The organism is Streptomyces sp. NPDC058646 (genome assembly GCF_042716875.1).
Taxonomy (GTDB): Bacteria; Actinomycetota; Actinomycetes; order Streptomycetales; family Streptomycetaceae; genus Streptomyces.
In genome coordinates, this window is the sequence record NZ_JBHXRK010000004.1 from 35,653 (window position 1) to 51,385 (window position 15,733).

At 75.3% G+C, this 15,733-nt stretch carries 13 protein-coding genes and 1 riboswitch; of the genes, 9 read left to right on the plus strand and 4 right to left on the minus strand.

The genetic code is table 11. From position 1 onward, the window contains the following. Positions 1-5 precede the first annotated feature (5 nt). From ACFWUZ_RS06765 to ACFWUZ_RS06790, 6 genes are all read left to right on the plus strand, one after another. Positions 6-227, plus strand: coding sequence for a hypothetical protein (locus tag ACFWUZ_RS06765; protein ID WP_384368201.1), 222 nt, complete (start codon positions 6-8; stop codon positions 225-227). Between the two features lie 145 nt (positions 228-372). Continuing rightward, positions 373-457, plus strand: a riboswitch (cobalamin riboswitch). Between the two features lie 58 nt (positions 458-515). Next, positions 516-1,481, plus strand: coding sequence for a cobalamin biosynthesis protein (locus ACFWUZ_RS06770; RefSeq protein ID WP_384368204.1), 966 nt, complete (start codon positions 516-518; stop codon positions 1,479-1,481). Next, on the plus strand, positions 1,478-2,998 hold the full coding sequence (locus ACFWUZ_RS06775; RefSeq protein ID WP_384368207.1) for a cobyric acid synthase: 1,521 nt from the start codon (positions 1,478-1,480) through the stop codon (positions 2,996-2,998). Before ACFWUZ_RS06770 ends, ACFWUZ_RS06775 begins: the two co-directional genes overlap by 4 nt. 103 nt (positions 2,999-3,101) lie before the next feature. Continuing rightward, the gene (locus ACFWUZ_RS06780; RefSeq protein WP_384368210.1) at positions 3,102-5,219 is read left to right on the plus strand and encodes a putative cobaltochelatase; all 2,118 of its coding nucleotides are present in this window, start codon (positions 3,102-3,104) and stop codon (positions 5,217-5,219) included. Then, positions 5,219-5,818 (plus strand): cob(I)yrinic acid a,c-diamide adenosyltransferase, encoded by a 600-nt coding sequence (gene cobO / locus ACFWUZ_RS06785; protein WP_384368212.1) that lies wholly within the window; start codon positions 5,219-5,221, stop codon positions 5,816-5,818. The genes ACFWUZ_RS06780 and cobO overlap by 1 nt, the downstream gene beginning before the upstream one ends. Further along, positions 5,812-7,227, plus strand: coding sequence for a cobyrinate a,c-diamide synthase (locus ACFWUZ_RS06790; protein ID WP_384368214.1), 1,416 nt, complete (start codon positions 5,812-5,814; stop codon positions 7,225-7,227). Before cobO ends, ACFWUZ_RS06790 begins: the two co-directional genes overlap by 7 nt. A gap of 2 nt (positions 7,228-7,229) precedes the next feature. On the opposite strand, the gene ACFWUZ_RS06795 is transcribed toward ACFWUZ_RS06790, so the two are convergent. After that, on the minus strand, positions 7,230-7,964 hold the full coding sequence (locus ACFWUZ_RS06795; RefSeq protein WP_384368217.1) for a ZIP family metal transporter: 735 nt from the start codon (positions 7,962-7,964) through the stop codon (positions 7,230-7,232). 179 nt (positions 7,965-8,143) lie between these two features. Here ACFWUZ_RS06795 and cobC point away from each other — a divergent pair, with 179 nt between their 5' ends. Together cobC and ACFWUZ_RS06805 are read left to right on the plus strand one after the other, a co-directional pair. Beyond that, positions 8,144-9,595 carry an Rv2231c family pyridoxal phosphate-dependent protein CobC gene (gene cobC / locus ACFWUZ_RS06800; RefSeq protein ID WP_384368220.1) on the plus strand — a complete coding sequence of 484 codons (1,452 nt, stop codon included), beginning with the start codon at positions 8,144-8,146 and terminating at the stop codon, positions 9,593-9,595. A 204-nt stretch (positions 9,596-9,799) separates the two neighbouring features. Continuing rightward, complete coding sequence (locus ACFWUZ_RS06805; RefSeq protein WP_384368223.1) at positions 9,800-11,026, plus strand: CapA family protein; 1,227 nt, start codon at positions 9,800-9,802, stop codon at positions 11,024-11,026. An 83-nt stretch (positions 11,027-11,109) separates the two neighbouring features. Here ACFWUZ_RS06805 and ACFWUZ_RS06810 read toward each other — a convergent pair whose 3' ends face one another. Next, positions 11,110-12,033 (minus strand): SCO1860 family LAETG-anchored protein, encoded by a 924-nt coding sequence (locus ACFWUZ_RS06810; protein WP_384368226.1) that lies wholly within the window; start codon positions 12,031-12,033, stop codon positions 11,110-11,112. A 294-nt stretch (positions 12,034-12,327) separates the two neighbouring features. Continuing rightward, on the minus strand, positions 12,328-13,449 hold the full coding sequence (locus ACFWUZ_RS06815) for an amidohydrolase family protein (RefSeq protein ID WP_384368229.1): 1,122 nt from the start codon (positions 13,447-13,449) through the stop codon (positions 12,328-12,330). A gap of 64 nt (positions 13,450-13,513) precedes the next feature. Between ACFWUZ_RS06815 and ACFWUZ_RS06820 the strand changes: the two genes are divergently transcribed. After that, positions 13,514-14,605, plus strand: a complete 1,092-nt coding sequence (locus ACFWUZ_RS06820) for a pyridoxal-phosphate-dependent aminotransferase family protein (protein WP_384368232.1) — start codon at positions 13,514-13,516, stop codon at positions 14,603-14,605. Positions 14,606-14,674: 69 nt separating this feature from the next. Here ACFWUZ_RS06820 and ACFWUZ_RS06825 read toward each other — a convergent pair whose 3' ends face one another. After that, the gene (locus ACFWUZ_RS06825; protein ID WP_384368235.1) at positions 14,675-15,733 is read right to left on the minus strand and encodes an aminotransferase class V-fold PLP-dependent enzyme; all 1,059 of its coding nucleotides are present in this window, start codon (positions 15,731-15,733) and stop codon (positions 14,675-14,677) included.

A 15,733-nucleotide genomic window follows, 5' to 3' on the forward strand; every position in this document is an offset into this window, starting at 1 on the left:
GCAGCATGAAGATCGACTGGGAAGCACTCGGCTCCGTCTTCGGGGTCAGCCTCACCGCCACCGTCGCCCTCGTGGCCCTGTTCACCCTGGGCCTGGTGGGCCTGTCCAAGCACGAGGCCGCCACCGAGCAGGGCGGTACCGCCACCCTGGCCCGCAGCGGTGCGTACGCCTGCTTCGCGCTCGTCACGGCCGCCGTGGCGTACGGGATCTATCTGATCGTCGCCTGATCCGCCGCACCGCGGCGGCCACGGCGTGAAAGCTCCCTCCGGGTTCGCCCGGAGGGAGCTTTCCCATACCCCGCCGCAGGTCAACGGTGAGTTGACGGGCCTTCGCGGCGCGTGGTGGACTGCGCGAGCCAGTACGGCGGCATGGAGAGGAAGTCCGGTGCGAATCCGGCGCGGTCCCGCCACTGTCACCGGGGAGCGCGCCGTGCGCGGGTCCCGGGAGCCAGGAACTCTCGCCGCCCGTCACGTCGAACCAGGGCGCGGACCCTGAGTGAGGACATACCTGTCACCATGCGTGCCGACCGCGTCTTCGCGTACGGCGCCGCGGCGGGCCTGATCGGCGACCGGATCCTCGGGGATCCGCGCCGGGGGCACCCCGTGGCCGCTTTCGGACGAGCCTCCGCCGCCGTCGAACGCGCCCTGTGGCGCGACGACCGCGCCCGGGGCGTCCTGCACACCCTGATATGCGCCGGGGGCGCCGCGGCCGTGGGCGCGCTGGGCGCCCGGGCCGTGCGCGCCCGGCCCGCGGCCGCCCGCATCGCCCTGACCGCCGCCGCCACCTGGGCCGTCGTCGGGGGGACCTCGCTGGGCCGGGAGGCCCGTGCCATCGGCGGGGCGCTCGCCGCCGGGGACGCCGAAGTGGCCCGGGAGCGCCTGCCCCACCTGTGCGGACGCGATCCGCACGCCCTGGACGAGCAGCAGATGGCCCGTGCCGTCGTGGAATCGGTCGCGGAGAACACCTCCGACGCGGTGGTCGGGGCCCTGGTGTGGGGCGCCGTCGCCGGCGTCCCGGGGCTGCTGGCCTTCCGCGCCGTGAACACGCTGGACGCGATGGTCGGCCACAAGTCCCCCCGCTACCTGCGCTACGGCTGGGCCTCCGCCCGCCTCGACGACGCCGCGGGCTGGCCGGGCGCCCGGCTCACGGCGCTGGCCGCCGTGGCGGTCGGCCCGGACCGGCGCGGAGCGCTGCGGGCCTGGCGTGCGGACGCCGCCGGGCACCCCAGCCCGAACGCCGGACCCGTGGAGGCTTCCTTCGCCGGGGCGCTCGGCGTCCGCCTCGGCGGCACCCTCGCGTACGGCGGACGGGTCGAGCACCGGCCCGTGCTGAACGGTGCGGCCGGCCGACCGGTGGCGGTCGCGGACATCGAGCGGGCGGTACGGCTGTCGCGGCAGGTGACCTGGCTGGCGCTGGGGGTCTGCGTGGGTGCCCGGCTGCTGGTCGCCCGTACGGGTACGAGGAAGGGGCGGCGCGGATGAGCGGCGCGAAGCGCGGCGGCGGACTGCTCGTCGCCGGGACCACGTCCGACGCGGGCAAGAGCGTGGTCACGGCCGGCATCTGCCGCTGGCTGGCCCGCAGCGGCGTCAAGGTGGCGCCGTTCAAGGCGCAGAACATGTCGCTGAACTCGTTCGTGACGCGGGAGGGCGCCGAGATCGGGCGCGCCCAGGCCATGCAGGCACAGGCGGCCCGCGTGGAGCCCACCGCGCTGATGAACCCCGTGCTGCTCAAGCCGGGCAGTGACCGCAGCAGCCAGGTGGTGCTGCTGGGCAAGCCGGTGGGCGAGATGAGCGCCCGCGGCTACCACGGCGGCCGGCAGGAGCAGCTGCTGGGCATCGTCACGGACTGTCTGGAGCAGCTGCGGGGCACGTATGACGCCGTGATCTGCGAGGGGGCGGGCAGTCCGGCCGAGATCAACCTGCGCCGGACCGACATCGTGAACATGGGCATCGCGCGGGCCGCGCGGTTCCCGGTGGTGGTCGTCGGCGACATCGACCGGGGCGGCGTCTTCGCGTCCTTCTTCGGGACGACCGCGCTGCTGTCGCCCGAGGACCAGTCCCTGATCGCGGGGTACCTGGTCAACAAGTTCCGCGGCGACGTCTCGCTGCTGGAGCCGGGCATGGAGATGCTGCGCGGCCTGACCGGCCGGGCGACGTACGGGGTGCTGCCCTTCCGGCACGGCCTGGGCATCGACGAGGAGGACGGCCTGCGGGTCTCCCTGCGGGGCGCCGTCCGCGAGTCCGTGGTGGCCCCGCCGGCCGGCGAGGACGTGCTGCGGGTCGCGGTGTGCGCGGTCCCGCTGATGTCGAACTTCACGGACGTCGACGCGCTCGCGGCGGAGCCGGGGGTCGTGGTGCGGTTCGTGGACCGCGCCGAGGAACTGGCCGACGCGGACCTGGTCGTCGTACCGGGCACGCGCGGGACGGTGAAGGCCCTGGCCTGGCTGCGCGAGCGCGGGCTCGCGGACGCGCTGGTGCGGCGGGCCGCCGAGGGGCGTCCGGTCCTGGGCGTCTGCGGCGGCTTCCAGCTGCTGGGCGAGCACATCGAGGACGAGGTCGAGTCGCGGGCGGGTTCCGTGGCCGGTCTCGGCCTGCTGCCCGTACGGGTCCGCTTCGCGGTGGAGAAGACCCTGGCCCGGCCGGTGGGTTCGGCGCTGGGCGAGGAGGTCTCGGGGTACGAGATCCACCACGGCGTGGCCGAAGTCCTGGGCGGGGACCCCTTCCTGGACGGCTGCCGCGTCGGCGCGGTGTGGGGGACCCACTGGCACGGCTCGCTGGAGTCGGACGGCTTCCGCCGCGCGTTCCTGCGCGAGGTGGCCTCGGCGGCGGGACGGCGCTTCGTCCCGGCCCCGGACACCTCGTTCGAGGCCCTGCGCGAGGAACAGCTGGACCTGCTGGGAGATCTGATCGAGGAGCACGCGGACACGGACGCGCTGCTGCGGCTGATCGAGGGCGGGGCCCCGGCGGGCCTGCCCTTCCTGCCGCCGGGCGCGCCGTGACGGGCCGGGCCCTGCGGGGCTCTCCCGCACCGCCGGCCCCGGCGACCGCACCGTACGCACCGTACGCACCGACCGTCCGCACGTTCGAAGGAGTGAGCAACACGTGAGCACGCCCTACCCGTTCACCGCAGTGGTCGGCCAGACCGACCTGCGGCTGGCGCTCCTGCTCAACGCCGTGAGCCCGGCGGTCGGTGGCGTTCTCGTGCGCGGCGAGAAGGGGACCGCCAAGTCCACCGCCGTGCGCGCGCTGTCCGCGCTGCTGCCGCAGGTGGACGTCGTACCCCGGTGCCGCTTCTCGTGCGCGCCGGGCGCCCCGGACCCGGCCTGCCCGGACGGGCCGCACGAGGCCGGACCGGGGACCGCGCGGCCGGCCCGGATGGTGGAGCTGCCGGTGGGCGCCTCCGAGGACCGTCTCGTCGGCGCGCTCGACATCGAACGGGCCCTCGCCGAGGGCGTGAAGGCCTTCGAGCCCGGTCTGCTGGCCGACGCCCACCGCGGGATCCTGTACGTGGACGAGGTCAACCTCCTCCACGACCACCTGATCGACCTGCTGCTGGACGCGGCCGCGATGGGCGCGTCCTACGTCGAGCGCGAGGGCGTGTCCGTGCGGCACGCGGCGCGCTTCCTGCTCGTCGGCACCATGAACCCCGAGGAGGGCGAGCTGCGGCCGCAGCTCCTGGACCGGTTCGGGCTGACCGTCGAGGTCGCCGCCTCCCGCGAGCCCGCCCAGCGGGTCGAGGTCGTACGCCGCCGGCTCGCCTACGAGGACGACCCGGCCGGCTTCGCGACCCGGTGGGCCGACGACGAACACGAGGTGCGGGCCCGGGTGGTGGCGGCGCGGACGCTGCTGCCGCGGGTACGCCTAGGGGACACCGCGCTGCTGCAGATCGCCGCGGCCTGCGCGGGCTTCGAGGTCGACGGGATGCGGGCCGACATCGTGATGGCCCGGGCCGCGACCGCGCTGGCCGCCTGGGCCGGGCGGACCGACGTGCGCAAGGAGGACGTGCGGCAGGCGGCCCTGCTGGCGCTCCCCCACCGGCGGCGCCGCAACCCCTTCGACGCACCCGGCCTGGACGAGGACAAGCTGGACGAGATCCTCGACCGGTTCCCCGACGAGGAGCCGGAGGACGAGCCCGACCCGGAGCCCGGCCCCGGTCCGGACACCGACCCCGACCCCGACGACGACGGTGGCGGCGGGGTGCCCCCGCGGGGCGAGGGCCCGCAGGCCCCTGAGGCACCGTCGGACGCCGAGACCTCCCCGGACTCCCCGCCGCAGAGCGCCGAGGCCGCTTCGGACGCCCCCGAGACCCCGCAGCCCTCCGCCGGGGGTGCCGAGGGGCCCGAGCAGGCTGCCGTACGGGCCACCGAGCCGTTCCGCACCAAGATGCTGAGCGTGCCCGGCCTCGGCGAGGGCGCGGCCGGGCGGCGTTCGCGTGCCCGCACCGCGCACGGCCGGACCACCGGAGCCCAGCGGCCCCGGGGGCATCTGACGAAGCTGCACCTGGCCGCCACCGTCCACGCGGCCGCCCCGCACCAGAAGGCCCGGGGGCGCAGCGGCCGCGGGCTCGTCGTGCGCAAGGACGACCTGCGGCAGGCGACCCGGGAGGGCCGCGAGGGCAACCTCGTGCTGTTCCTCGTCGACGCCTCCGGGTCCATGGCCGCCCGGCAGCGCATGGGCGCCGTCAAGGGTGCCGTGCTGTCCCTGCTGCTCGACGCCTACCAGCGCCGGGACAAGGTCGGGCTGATCACCTTCCGCGGGGCCGGCGCCGAGCTGGCGCTGCCGCCCACCTCGTCGGTGGACGCCGCGGCGGCCCGGCTGGAACGGCTGCCGACCGGCGGCCGCACCCCGCTGGCCGCCGGGCTGCTGAAGGCCCGCGAGGTCCTGCGCATCGAGCGGCTGCGGGATCCGAGCCGGCGCCCGCTGCTGGTCGTCGTCACCGACGGCAGGGCCACCTCGGCCGGGTCCCTCGACGGCGACCCGCGCGCGCTCGCGGCCCGCAGCGCCCGGCTGCTGGGTTCCGAAGGGGTCACGTCCGTCGTGGTGGACTGCGAGTCCGGGCCCGTCCGGCTGGGGCTCGCCGGCACGCTGGCCGCCGACCTCGGCGGGCCCGCCGTCACCCTGGACGGCCTGCGGGCCGACTCGCTGGCCGGGCTCGTGAAGAACGTACGCACATCCGTGACATCCCCCGCACCGCACAGCAGCAACAGGAGGGCCGCGTAATGCCGCAGGGACAGCCGTCCGTCGTTCCGGACGACGGACTCACGACGCGCCAGCGCCGCAACCGCCCGCTGGTCTTCGTCCACACAGGCCCCGGCAAGGGCAAGTCGACGGCGGCCTTCGGGCTGGCGCTGCGCGCCTGGAACCAGGGCTGGCCGATCGGGGTGTTCCAGTTCGTCAAGTCGGCGAAGTGGAAGGTCGGCGAGGAGAACGCCCTCAAGGTGCTCGGCGCCTCCGGCGAGGGCGGCACGGTGGTCTGGCACAAGATGGGCGAAGGCTGGTCCTGGGTCCAGCGGGACGCGCAGCTCGACAACGAGCAGGCGGCCAAGGAGGGCTGGGAGCAGGTCAAGCGCGACCTGGCCGCCGAGACGCACAGGCTGTACGTGCTCGACGAGTTCGCCTACCCGATGCACTGGGGCTGGATCGACGTCGACGAGGTCATCGAGGTGCTGCGCAACCGGCCCGGCACGCAGCACGTGGTGATCACGGGACGCAACGCCCCGGAGAAGCTGGTGGAGTTCGCGGACCTGGTCACCGAGATGACCAAGGTCAAGCACCCGATGGACGCCGGCCAGAAGGGCCAGAAGGGCATCGAGTGGTGACGTCTCTCCACGTCCCCCGGCTGGTCGTCGCCGCCCCGTCGTCCGGCAGCGGCAAGACCACCGTCGCGACGGGCCTGATGGCGGCCTTCGCGGAGCGCGGCCTCGCCGTGTCCCCGCACAAGGCCGGGCCCGACTACATCGACCCCGGGTACCACGCGCTGGCCACCGGCCGGCCGGGGCGCAACCTCGACGCCTTCATGTGCGGGCCGGAGCTGGTCGCTCCGCTGTTCGCGCACGGGGCGGCCGGGTGCGACCTCGCCGTGGTCGAGGGAGTGATGGGTCTCTACGACGGGGCCGCCGGGCGGGGCGAACTGGCCTCGACCGCGCACGTCGCGAAGCTGCTGCGGGCGCCGGTGGTACTGGTCGTCGACGCCTCCTCGCAGTCCCGGTCGGTGGCGGCGCTGGTCCACGGCTTCGCCTCCTTCGATCCGCAGGTGCGGCTGGGCGGCGTCATCCTGAACAAGGTCGGCTCCGACCGGCACGAGGTGATGCTGCGCGAGGCACTGGAGGAAGCGGGGATGCCGGTGCTCGGCGTCCTGCGGCGGGCCCCGCAGGTGGCCGCGCCCTCGCGGCACCTGGGACTGGTCCCGGTCGCCGAGCGGCGGTCCGACGCGCTGGCCGCGGTGGCGGCGCTGGCGGAACAGGTCCGGTCGGGGTGCGACCTGGACGCGCTGATGGCCCTGGCCCGTACGGCCCCGGCGCTGGACTGCGAGGCCTGGTCCGCGGCTGACGCGCTGACGCGCAGCCGGGGCGCCGCCCCGGCTCCCGCCCCGCGGACGCCGCAGGGGCCGGGCACGTCGGCCGCGCCGGTGGTCGCCGTTGCCGGGGGACCCGCGTTCACGTTCTCCTACGCGGAGCACGCGGAGCTGCTCACCGCGGCCGGGGCCGAGGTCGTCACCTTCGACCCGCTCCGGGACGAGGCGCTGCCCGAGGGGACCGCCGGCCTGGTGATCGGCGGCGGCTTCCCGGAGGTGTACGCGCCGGAGCTGTCCGCGAACGAGCCGCTCCGCAAGGCCGTGGCCCACTTCGCCGAGCAGGGCGGGCCCGTGGCCGCCGAGTGCGCCGGGCTGCTGTACCTCGCCCGGTCGCTGGACGGGAAGCCGATGTGCGGGGTGCTGGACGCCGACGCCCGGATGTCGGAGCGCCTCACGCTGGGCTATCGCGAGGCGGTGGCGGTGTCCGACAGCGCGCTCGCCGCGGCCGGTACCCGGCTGCGCGGGCACGAGTTCCACCGCACCGTGATCGAGCCGGGTGCGGGGACCGCGCCGGCCTGGGGCTTCACCCGTCCGGAGCGGCGCGTCGAGGGCTTCGTACAGGCGGGCGTGCACGCCAGCTACCTGCACACCCACTGGACGGCCGAGCCCTCCGTCGCCCGCCGGTTCGTGGAAGCGGCGGCGAACCGGCCGTGAGATCACTCCGCGATGCCCACCACCAGCCAGATCCCGGCCACCCCGCCCACCGTGCACATCAGCGTGGACAGGGCGGGGTGCTTGTGGTGCGCCTCCGGGAGGATCTCGGCGGCGGCCAGGTAGAGCAGGACTCCGCCGAAGAAGCCCAGGTAGGCGCCGAGCGGTTCCTCCGGAAGGGTGAACAGCAGCGTGGACGCCGCTCCCACCACGGGGGCGACGGCGTCCGCGAAGAGCATCCACAGCGCCTTGCGTCGGGCGTTCCCGTACAGCCTGGTCAGCGTGTACGTGTTGAACCCGTCGGCGAAGTCGTGGGTGATGACCGCCAGTGCCACGGCGACGCCCATGCCGCCGCCGACCTGGAAGGCCGCGCCCAGCGCCACGCCGTCGGCCAGGCTGTGGCCGACCATCGCGGCGGCCGCGGTGAGCCCGACCTGGGGGGTGCGGGCGTGGTCCTCGGCGCCGTGCGCGGCCTGGCGGACCGCCAGGCCGCGTTCCACCACGTGGGCGACGAGGAACCCGGCCACGAAGAGCAGCAGGGCGAGCGGGACCCCGAACACCTCGTTCCCGGGGCCCCCCGCCGCGTGCAGCGCCTCCGGGAGCAGGTCGAGGCCGACCACGCCGAGCATCAGCCCGCCGGCCAGACCCAGCACGAGGTGGCGGCGGTCGGTGACGCGCTGCGCCGTCCATCCGCCCGCCAGGGTCATCAGGAACGCACCCAACGCCACGATCACGGCCATGTGCCCCTGAATACCGACTCCGCGTTCCGCGTGCACGTCCGCGCGCGGGTGGCGGGGTGCGCCCGGTTGACGGCCGGTCGGTCGACGACCGGAACGGACGGGACGGGGACGACGACCGGGACCATGGGGACGACCAGGACGGTCGCGGCCACGGCGGCAGCGGTGGCGGCGGTAGCGAGGTGACGGTGACTACGGAGGGAGGACCGGCGGTGGGCGGGTACGCGGCGCAGGTGGTGGTCGGGGTCGGCGGACGCGCGGGGGTCTCCGTGGCGGAGGTCTGCGCGCTGGTCGAGGAGACCCTGCGGGGGGCCGGGCTGGCCCCGGGGGCGGTGGCGGCCCTGGCGACGGTGGAGTCGAAGGCGGGCGAAGCCGGGATCACCGGGGCGGCGAAACGTTTCGGCGTGCCCCTCCTCAGCTATCCCGCCGACGAGTTGGCGGCCGTCGCGGTGCCGCACCCCTCGGAGACCGCGCGCGAGGCGGCCGGGACCCCGTCGGTCGCGGAGGCGGCCGCGCTCGCCGGGGGCGGGGAGCTCCTCGTCCCGAAGCGGCGCTCGATGGCGGCGACCTGCGCGGTGGCCACGGTCTGCGCGCACGACCTGCGCCACCACGGGGACGCGGAGGTGGTGGACGCGGGCGCCTCACTGGTGGACCTCGCCGTCAACGTGCGCGCGGGCACGCCCCCGGCCTGGCTCGCGCAGCGGATCGCGGCTTCCCTCGGGGACCTCGCCTCGTACCCCGACGGACGCGCGGCCCGCGCGGCGGTGGCCGCCCGGCACGGGCTTCCCGTCGGGCGGGTGCTGCTGACGGCCGGGGCCGCGGAGGCCTTCGTCCTGATCGCGCGCGCCCTGGGCGCCGTACGGCCGGTGGTGGTGCATCCGCAGTTCACCGAGCCGGAGGCGGCCCTGCGGGACGCCGGCCACCGGGTGGGCCGGGTGGTCCTGCGGCCGGAGGACGGCTTCCGGCTGGACCCGGCGGCGGTGCCCGAGGACGCCGATCTGGTGGTCATCGGCAATCCGACGAACCCCACCTCCGTCCTGCACCCGGCGGACACCCTGGCCGCGCTGGCGCGGCCCGGCCGTCTCCTGGTGGTGGACGAGGCGTTCATGGACGCGGTCCCCGGCGAACGGGAGGCCCTGGCCGGGCGGACGGACGTGCCGGGGCTGGTGGTGCTGCGGAGCCTGACGAAGACCTGGGGGCTGGCGGGGCTGCGGATCGGCTACGTGCTGGCCGAGCCCGAGGTGATCACGAAGCTGGCGGCGGCCCAGCCCCTGTGGCCGGTGTCGACCCCGGCTCTGGTGGCGGCCGAGGCCTGTGTGGCTCCGGAGGCGCTCGCCGAGGCGGAGAAGGCCGCGCAGCAGATCGCGGTGGACCGGGAGCACCTGCTGGCCGGGCTCGCGGAGTTCGACGAGATCCGGGTGGCGGGAGCGGCCCGGGGCCCGTTCGTCCTGATCCAGGTGGAGGGTGCCGCCGAGGTCCGCGTCCGGCTGCGCGCCCTGGGCTTCGCGGTGCGCCGCGGGGACACCTTCCCGGGGCTGGACCGGTCCTGGCTGCGCCTCGCGGTCCGCGACCGGGCCACGACGGGCCGGCTGCTCCAGGCCATGGACCACGCCCTGACCCTGACGAGGCCCTGAGCCCGCCCGCGCCGGCCCCGCGGGGGGCACGCGCCCCGGCCGCGGCTGCCGAGGGGGCCGGCCTCCGGGCGGCTGCCGTCCGGCGGGGCTCCGTGTCACCCGTCCGGCGGTTGCGGGGGCGGGGGGCGGCGAGCGGGCCTACGATGGCTGACCAGCCGGGGCGAGGGGACGTTCCTGCACGAGCACATCACACGGGGGTCGGCGATGAAGGCATCCACCGGAGCGGGCGCGGCACTGGCCGGGCTGGCGCTCGTCGGCGGCGGGATCTACGCCGTCCCGACGCTGCTCGAACGCGGCGCCCCGCCCCCCGCGGAGCAGCGGCTCGGGGGGAAGCCGGAGGCCGGTTCCGCGGAGCCGGGCGCGACCGCCCCCGCAGGGCGGCCGTTCACGCTGGTCGCGACGGGCGACATCATCCCGTACCCCTCGATCGTCACGCGGTCCGCGCAGGACGCGGACAAGCCCGGGGAGCACGACTTCCGGAAGATACTCGCGGGGGTGAAACCCCTGGTCTCCGCGGCCGACCTGGCCATCTGCCACCACGAGATACCGTACGGGCGCCCCGGCGGCCCCTACACCGGCTACCCCACCTTCAAGGCCCCGCACCAGCTGGCCGACGCCCTGAAGGACGCCGGGTACGACAGCTGCTCCACCGCCTCGAACCACACCCTGGACGACGGCTACGACGGCCTCGCCCGCACCCTGGACCACCTCGACCGGGTCGGCGTCCCGCACGTCGGGTCCGCCCGCAGCGCGGAGGAGGCCAAGGCCCCCGCCCGGATGTCGGCGGGCGGCGCCGAGGTCGCCCAGCTGTCGTACACCTACGGCACGAACGGCATCCCGCTCCCGCCGGACAAGCCGTGGGCGGTCAACCTCATCGACCGGGACCGGATCATCGCCGACGCCCGCGCCGCCCGGGCCGCCGGCGCGCAGGTGGTGGTGCTCAGCATCCACTGGGGAACCGAGTGGCAGACAGCGCCCGACCAGCAGCAGCGTGAACTGGCACAGGCGCTGACGGCCTCCCGCGGGGCCGACGGACTCGCCGACATCGACCTGATCATCGGCACCCACAACCACGTGCCGCAGCTCTACGAGAAGATCAACGGCACCTGGGTGGTCTTCGGCATGGGCGATCAGGTCGCCAGTTTCACGCCGGCCGACAAGCTGCGCGGCAACCAGTCCTCGGTCCCCCGCTTCACCTTCGCGCCGGCGGCGGCCCATCCGGGCCGCTGGGAGGTGGTGAAGGCCGAATACCTCACGCAGTACTCGGACATGGGCCCGCCCTTCCGCGTCGTCTGCGCCTCCTGCTCGGCCTCCGACAGCACGCTCCCGGAGGCCAAGCGCGCCGAGTACGCCCGGATCGACCGCCAGGTCACCGAGGCCGTGATGTCACGCGGTGCGGGCGGGCAGGGGCTGACGCACGCGGAGCGCTGACCGCGCGGGGCGGTGGCCGGGGCCGCGGGCCGAGGGCTACGCCGGACCGTGGGGTGGGCCGTACGCCGGACCGTGGGCCGCAGTCACGAGGCCCTGCCCCGGCGGGTCACGACGAGCGCGGCCGCACCGGCGCCGAGCAGGACCAGTGCCCCGCCCGCGACGTACGGGGCCGGCGAACCGCCGCCCGTCTCGGCCAGGTTGGCGCCGGTGGCGCTCCCCGCCCCGCTACCGGTCACCGTCTGGGGCTTGACGTCGGGCTTGGCGTCGGGCTTGGCGTCCGGGGTGGCGGCCGGGCCCTTCGGGGACTCGCAGTGCGCTTCGGCGAGCACGACCTCGCCGTCCACCTGCGCCACGTTCAGGTTCAGCGGGTTCACGGACACCTTCAGGCGCAGTGCGGCCGCCGCGGCCGTGGTGGAGGTGGTCTGCGTACCGGAGAGCTCCAGGCTGACCAGACCGATGCCGGGCACCTCGACCTTGGTCGGGCCGCCCGCCGACAGGGTGACCTTCTTGCCCAGGGCCGTCACCGTCCCGAGGACGTTCGAGCTGGCGACGGGCTTCTTCCCGGCCTCGCAGACGGCCTTGGAGGTGACCTTCTCCACCTCGATGAGGGAGAGGGCGGGCAGGCCCGGCACGTGCACCCGGGCCTTGGCGAGGTTGGCTTCCGCCTCCGCCCGGTTCTTGTCCGCGGTCGCCTCCGAGGTGGCCACGTCGGCCTTCAGGACACGGACCGGCGCGCCTCCCTCGACCCCGTCCAGGGTGACGGTCAGCGCCGTCTTCCCGGCCGTGGCCGGGGCGCTGACCTCGTTGAGGGTGGTCTTCAGCGGCACGTGCACGGTCTTGTTGAGCAGGCCCACGTCCAGTCCGGTGCGCAGGACGACGGCGCCCGCCTTGCCCTCGCTCCCCGCGCCGCCGCCTCCTGTCGCGATGGCGGGCGGAGCCGTGAGCAGGGCCACCGCTCCCGTGGCGAGCAGGACGGCCGCGGGCATGCGGAAGGTGTTGCTGTTCAAGATGGTGGAACCCCCAGGGAGATGGGTGCCGTCGCGCCGCCAATGGGGGACATTGCGCGCGCCGACGGCCTCGACCCCGGAATCCTTACGCACGGAGAGTGAACGAGAGGCGACCTGGCGTGAGTTCACCCCAAAGGGTGGTTTCCGCGCAGGTATTCGAATCTCTACGCCTCAGAAGGAACGCGAGTTCCCACCCTTCACACGTCCGGCCTACAGGTGGCGCCCGCACCGGCGTTCACAACGACCGCGGGCCGCCGATGTCACGCGACGTCAACACGGGGACGGCCGCGGACCTCAGGCCCGGACCACGCCGTTCACGACCACCCGCAGCGGCTGCGCCAGCGCCCGTACGTCGGCCCGCGGATCGGCCCCGTAGACCACGAGGTCCGCCGGGGCCCCCTCGGTCAGTCCGGGCCTGCCCAGCCAGGTACGGGCCGCCCAGGCGGTCGCCGACAGGGCGTCCAGCGGCGGGATGCCGGCCTTCACCAGCTCCGCGACCTCCGCCGCGACCAGGCCGTGCGGCAGGGAGCCGCCCGCGTCGGTGCCGACGAACACCTGGATGCCCGCGTCGTGGGCCGCCCGGACGGTGTCGTACCGCCGCTCGTGGAGCCGGCGCATGTGCGCCGACCACTTCGGGAACTTCCCCTCGCCCGACGCCGCCAGCCCGGGAAAGGTCGCGGTGTTGACCAGGGTCGGGACGATGGCGACCCCGCGCTCCGCGAAGAGCGGAATGGTCTCCTCGGTGAGTCCGGTGGCGTGCTCCACGCAGTCGATGCCCGCTTCGACCAGGTCGCGCAGCGAGTCCTCGGAGAAGCAGTGGGCCGTGACGCGGGCGCCCAGCCGGTGCGCCTCGGCGATCGCCTCCCCGACCTCGGCGCGCGGCCAGCAGGCCGCCAGGTCGCCGGCTTCCCGGTCGATCCAGTCCCCCACCAGCTTCACCCAGCCGTCGCCGCGCCTCGCCTCGCGGGCGACGTACGCGACGAGGTCGGCGGGCTCGATCTCGTGGGCGTAGTTGCGGATGTAGCGCCGGGTGCGGGCGATGTGCCGGCCCGCCCGGATGATCTTCGGGAGGTCTTCGCGGTCGTCGATCCAGCGGGTGTCGGAGGGGGAACCGGCGTCGCGGATGAGGAGGGTGCCCGCGTCGCGGTCGGTGAGGGCCTGGCGCTCGGCGGTCCCCGCGTCGACCGGGCCGTGGGAGTCCAGTCCCACGTGGCAGTGCGCGTCGACCAGGCCGGGCAGCACCCAGCCGCTCACCGTGGTGACGTCACGGGCGGTGGGCGGGCGCGCGTAGGAGACCTTCCCGCCGACCACCCAGAGCTCGTCGCGGACCTCCTCGGGCCCGACCAGCACCCGTCCCTTCACGTGCAGCACGCCGCCCACGCCGTTCCCGTCGCTCACATCGCTCGCATCGGCCATGTCGGCACTGTACGGGCGTGCTCGGTACGCTCTGCGGGTAGCCCCGGACGAAGAGAGCACCACCGTGACCCACCCCCTCCTGGACCTCCCGCCGCTCACGGCGGAACGCTTCGCGTCGATCGAACGGGGGGTCGCGGACCTCCTGTCCACCCGGCAGGACGTGGTGATCACCCAGGGCGAGGCGCTGCTCCCGCTGGAGGGGTGCATCCGCTCGGGCGCGCGGCCCGGTTCGACCGCCCTGAACGTGGTCACCGGCCCCTACGGGAGCACCTTCGGCAACTGGCTGCGCGACTGCGGCGCCACGGTGGTGGACCTGGAGGTGCCCTTCGACACGGCGGTGACGGCCGGTCAGGTGGCCCGGGCCCTGGCCGAGCGCCCGGAGATCGACTTCGTGTCGCTCGTCCACGCGGAGGCGGCGACCGGCAACACCAACCCGGTCGCCGAGATCGGTGAGGCCGTACGGGAGCACGGTGCGCTCTTCATGCTGGACGCGGTGGCGTCGGTGGCCGCCGAGCCGCTGCTCCCGGACGCGTGGGGCGTGGACCTGTGCGTGATCGGCGCCCAGAAGGCGATGGGCGGCCCCGCCGGCGTGTCCGCGGTGTCGGTGTCGGACCGCGCGTGGGCCCGGTTCGCCGAGAACCCGGCGGCGCCGCGCCGTTCGTACCTCTCCCTGCTGGACTGGAAGGAGCGCTGGATCGACGGCGGCCGCAGGACGCTGCTGCACGCTCCGGCGCAGCTGGAGATGCTCGCACTGGAGGCCTGCCTCGACCGGATCGCGGCGGAGGGACTGCCCGCGGTCATGGCCCGCCACGCGGCGGCCGCGGCGGCGACCCGCGCGGGCGCGCCGGCGCTGGGACTGGCCCCGTACGTGGACCGGGTGCAAGAGGCCGCTCCGGTGGCAACCACCCTGCGCGTGGCCGACGCCTCGCTGGTGGCGGCCAAGGCCCTGGCGGCCGACCCGGCCGTGCCGCTGGCGGCGGGGGGCGGGGGGCCGGCCCAGCGGATGCTCCGGGTCAACCATTACGGCCAGGCGGCCGCTCTCGGGGTGGTCCGGGACAGCCTGCGGGCCCTGGCGGTCGCGCTGGCGGTGCCCGCGCGTGCGGCGGAGGCCGCCGTTGCCGCGGCGGAGTCGGCCTGGGCGGACACCCTGCGCTGACCGGGACGGGGCGGGGCGGCCGGGACGGCGATCCCGTCCCCGCTCCCCGTCCCGGCGGGCCTCAGCCCCTCAGCCCGACAGGACGTCGAGGAGGCGGTCGACGTCCGCCTCGGTGGTGTAGAGGTGGAACGAGGCCCGCAGCCCGCCCGCCCGGGCGGCGGTGGAGATCCCGGCCGCCAGCAGGGCGGGCTGCCGGTCGGCCAGCCCCGGCACCGACACGATGGGCGCGTCGCCCGGCACGGGCTCGTGGCCCAGACGGGCGAGGCCTTCCCGGTAGCGGGCGGCGAGGGCGGTGTCGTGGGCGTGCACGGCCCCGATGCCGATCCGCTCCAGCAGGGCCAGCGAGGGTTCGGCCGCGTGGTAGGCGAGGAAGGCGGGGGCCTCGTCGAACCGGCGTGCACCGCGGGCCAGTTGCTGGACGGGGCCGTAGTTGGCGTCCCAGATCGACTCGGCGGCCACCCAGCCCGCGTGCAGCGGGGTCAGGGTCTCCTGGGCCTCCTCCGAGACGGTCAGGAACGAGACCCCGCGGGAGCCGAGCAGCCACTTGTACCCGGCGGTGACCGTGTATGCGTAGGGCGAGGCGTCGAAGGGCAGCCAGCCCGCCGCCTGCGTCGCGTCCACCAGCATGCGGGCGCCGTGCGCGGCCGTCGCGGCGCGCACCGCGCCGAGGTCCGCCCTGCGCCCGTCGGCGGACTGCACGGCGCTGAGCGCGACCAGGGCGGTGGACGGGCCGACGTCCTCGGCCACGGTCTCCAGCGGTGCGAAGCGGACCTTCAGGTCGCCGCGCACCACGAAGGGGTTGATCACCGAGGCGAAGTCCCCTTCGGCGCACAGGACTTCGGCGCCGGCCGGGAGGGAGGCCGCGATCAGGCCGACATGGGTGGCCACGGCGGAGCCGACGGCGACCCGTCCGGCGTCGACGCCGACCAGGCGGGCGAAGGCCGCCCGTACCCGGTTCACCCGGTCGAAGTCACCGAATCCGCCGGGGAGTCCGGCCCCGGCCCGCTCGGCCATGTCCCGTACGGCGGCGACGGCGGAACGGGGGAGGATCCCGCACGTGGCGGTGTTGAGGTAGGTGGTGGAGTGCGTGAACTCGGCACGGGCCTCTTCGGGGAGCGAAAGATCCAT

Bases quoted from the DNA above. Each gene is read 5' to 3' on its own strand.
- ACFWUZ_RS06765 (WP_384368201.1), top strand. From the start codon at position 6: ATGAAGATCGACTGGGAAGCACTCGGCTCCGTCTTCGGGGTCAGCCTC.
- ACFWUZ_RS06770 (WP_384368204.1), top strand. From the start codon at position 516: ATGCGTGCCGACCGCGTCTTCGCGTACGGCGCCGCGGCGGGCCTGATC.
- ACFWUZ_RS06775 (WP_384368207.1), top strand. From the start codon at position 1,478: ATGAGCGGCGCGAAGCGCGGCGGCGGACTGCTCGTCGCCGGGACCACG.
- cobO (WP_384368212.1), top strand. From the start codon at position 5,219: ATGCCGCAGGGACAGCCGTCCGTCGTTCCGGACGACGGACTCACGACG.
- ACFWUZ_RS06795 (WP_384368217.1), bottom strand. From the start codon at position 7,964: ATGGCCGTGATCGTGGCGTTGGGTGCGTTCCTGATGACCCTGGCGGGC.
- ACFWUZ_RS06805 (WP_384368223.1), top strand. From the start codon at position 9,800: ATGAAGGCATCCACCGGAGCGGGCGCGGCACTGGCCGGGCTGGCGCTC.
- ACFWUZ_RS06815 (WP_384368229.1), bottom strand. From the start codon at position 13,449: ATGGCCGATGCGAGCGATGTGAGCGACGGGAACGGCGTGGGCGGCGTG.
- ACFWUZ_RS06825 (WP_384368235.1), bottom strand. From the start codon at position 15,733: ATGGATCTTTCGCTCCCCGAAGAGGCCCGTGCCGAGTTCACGCACTCC.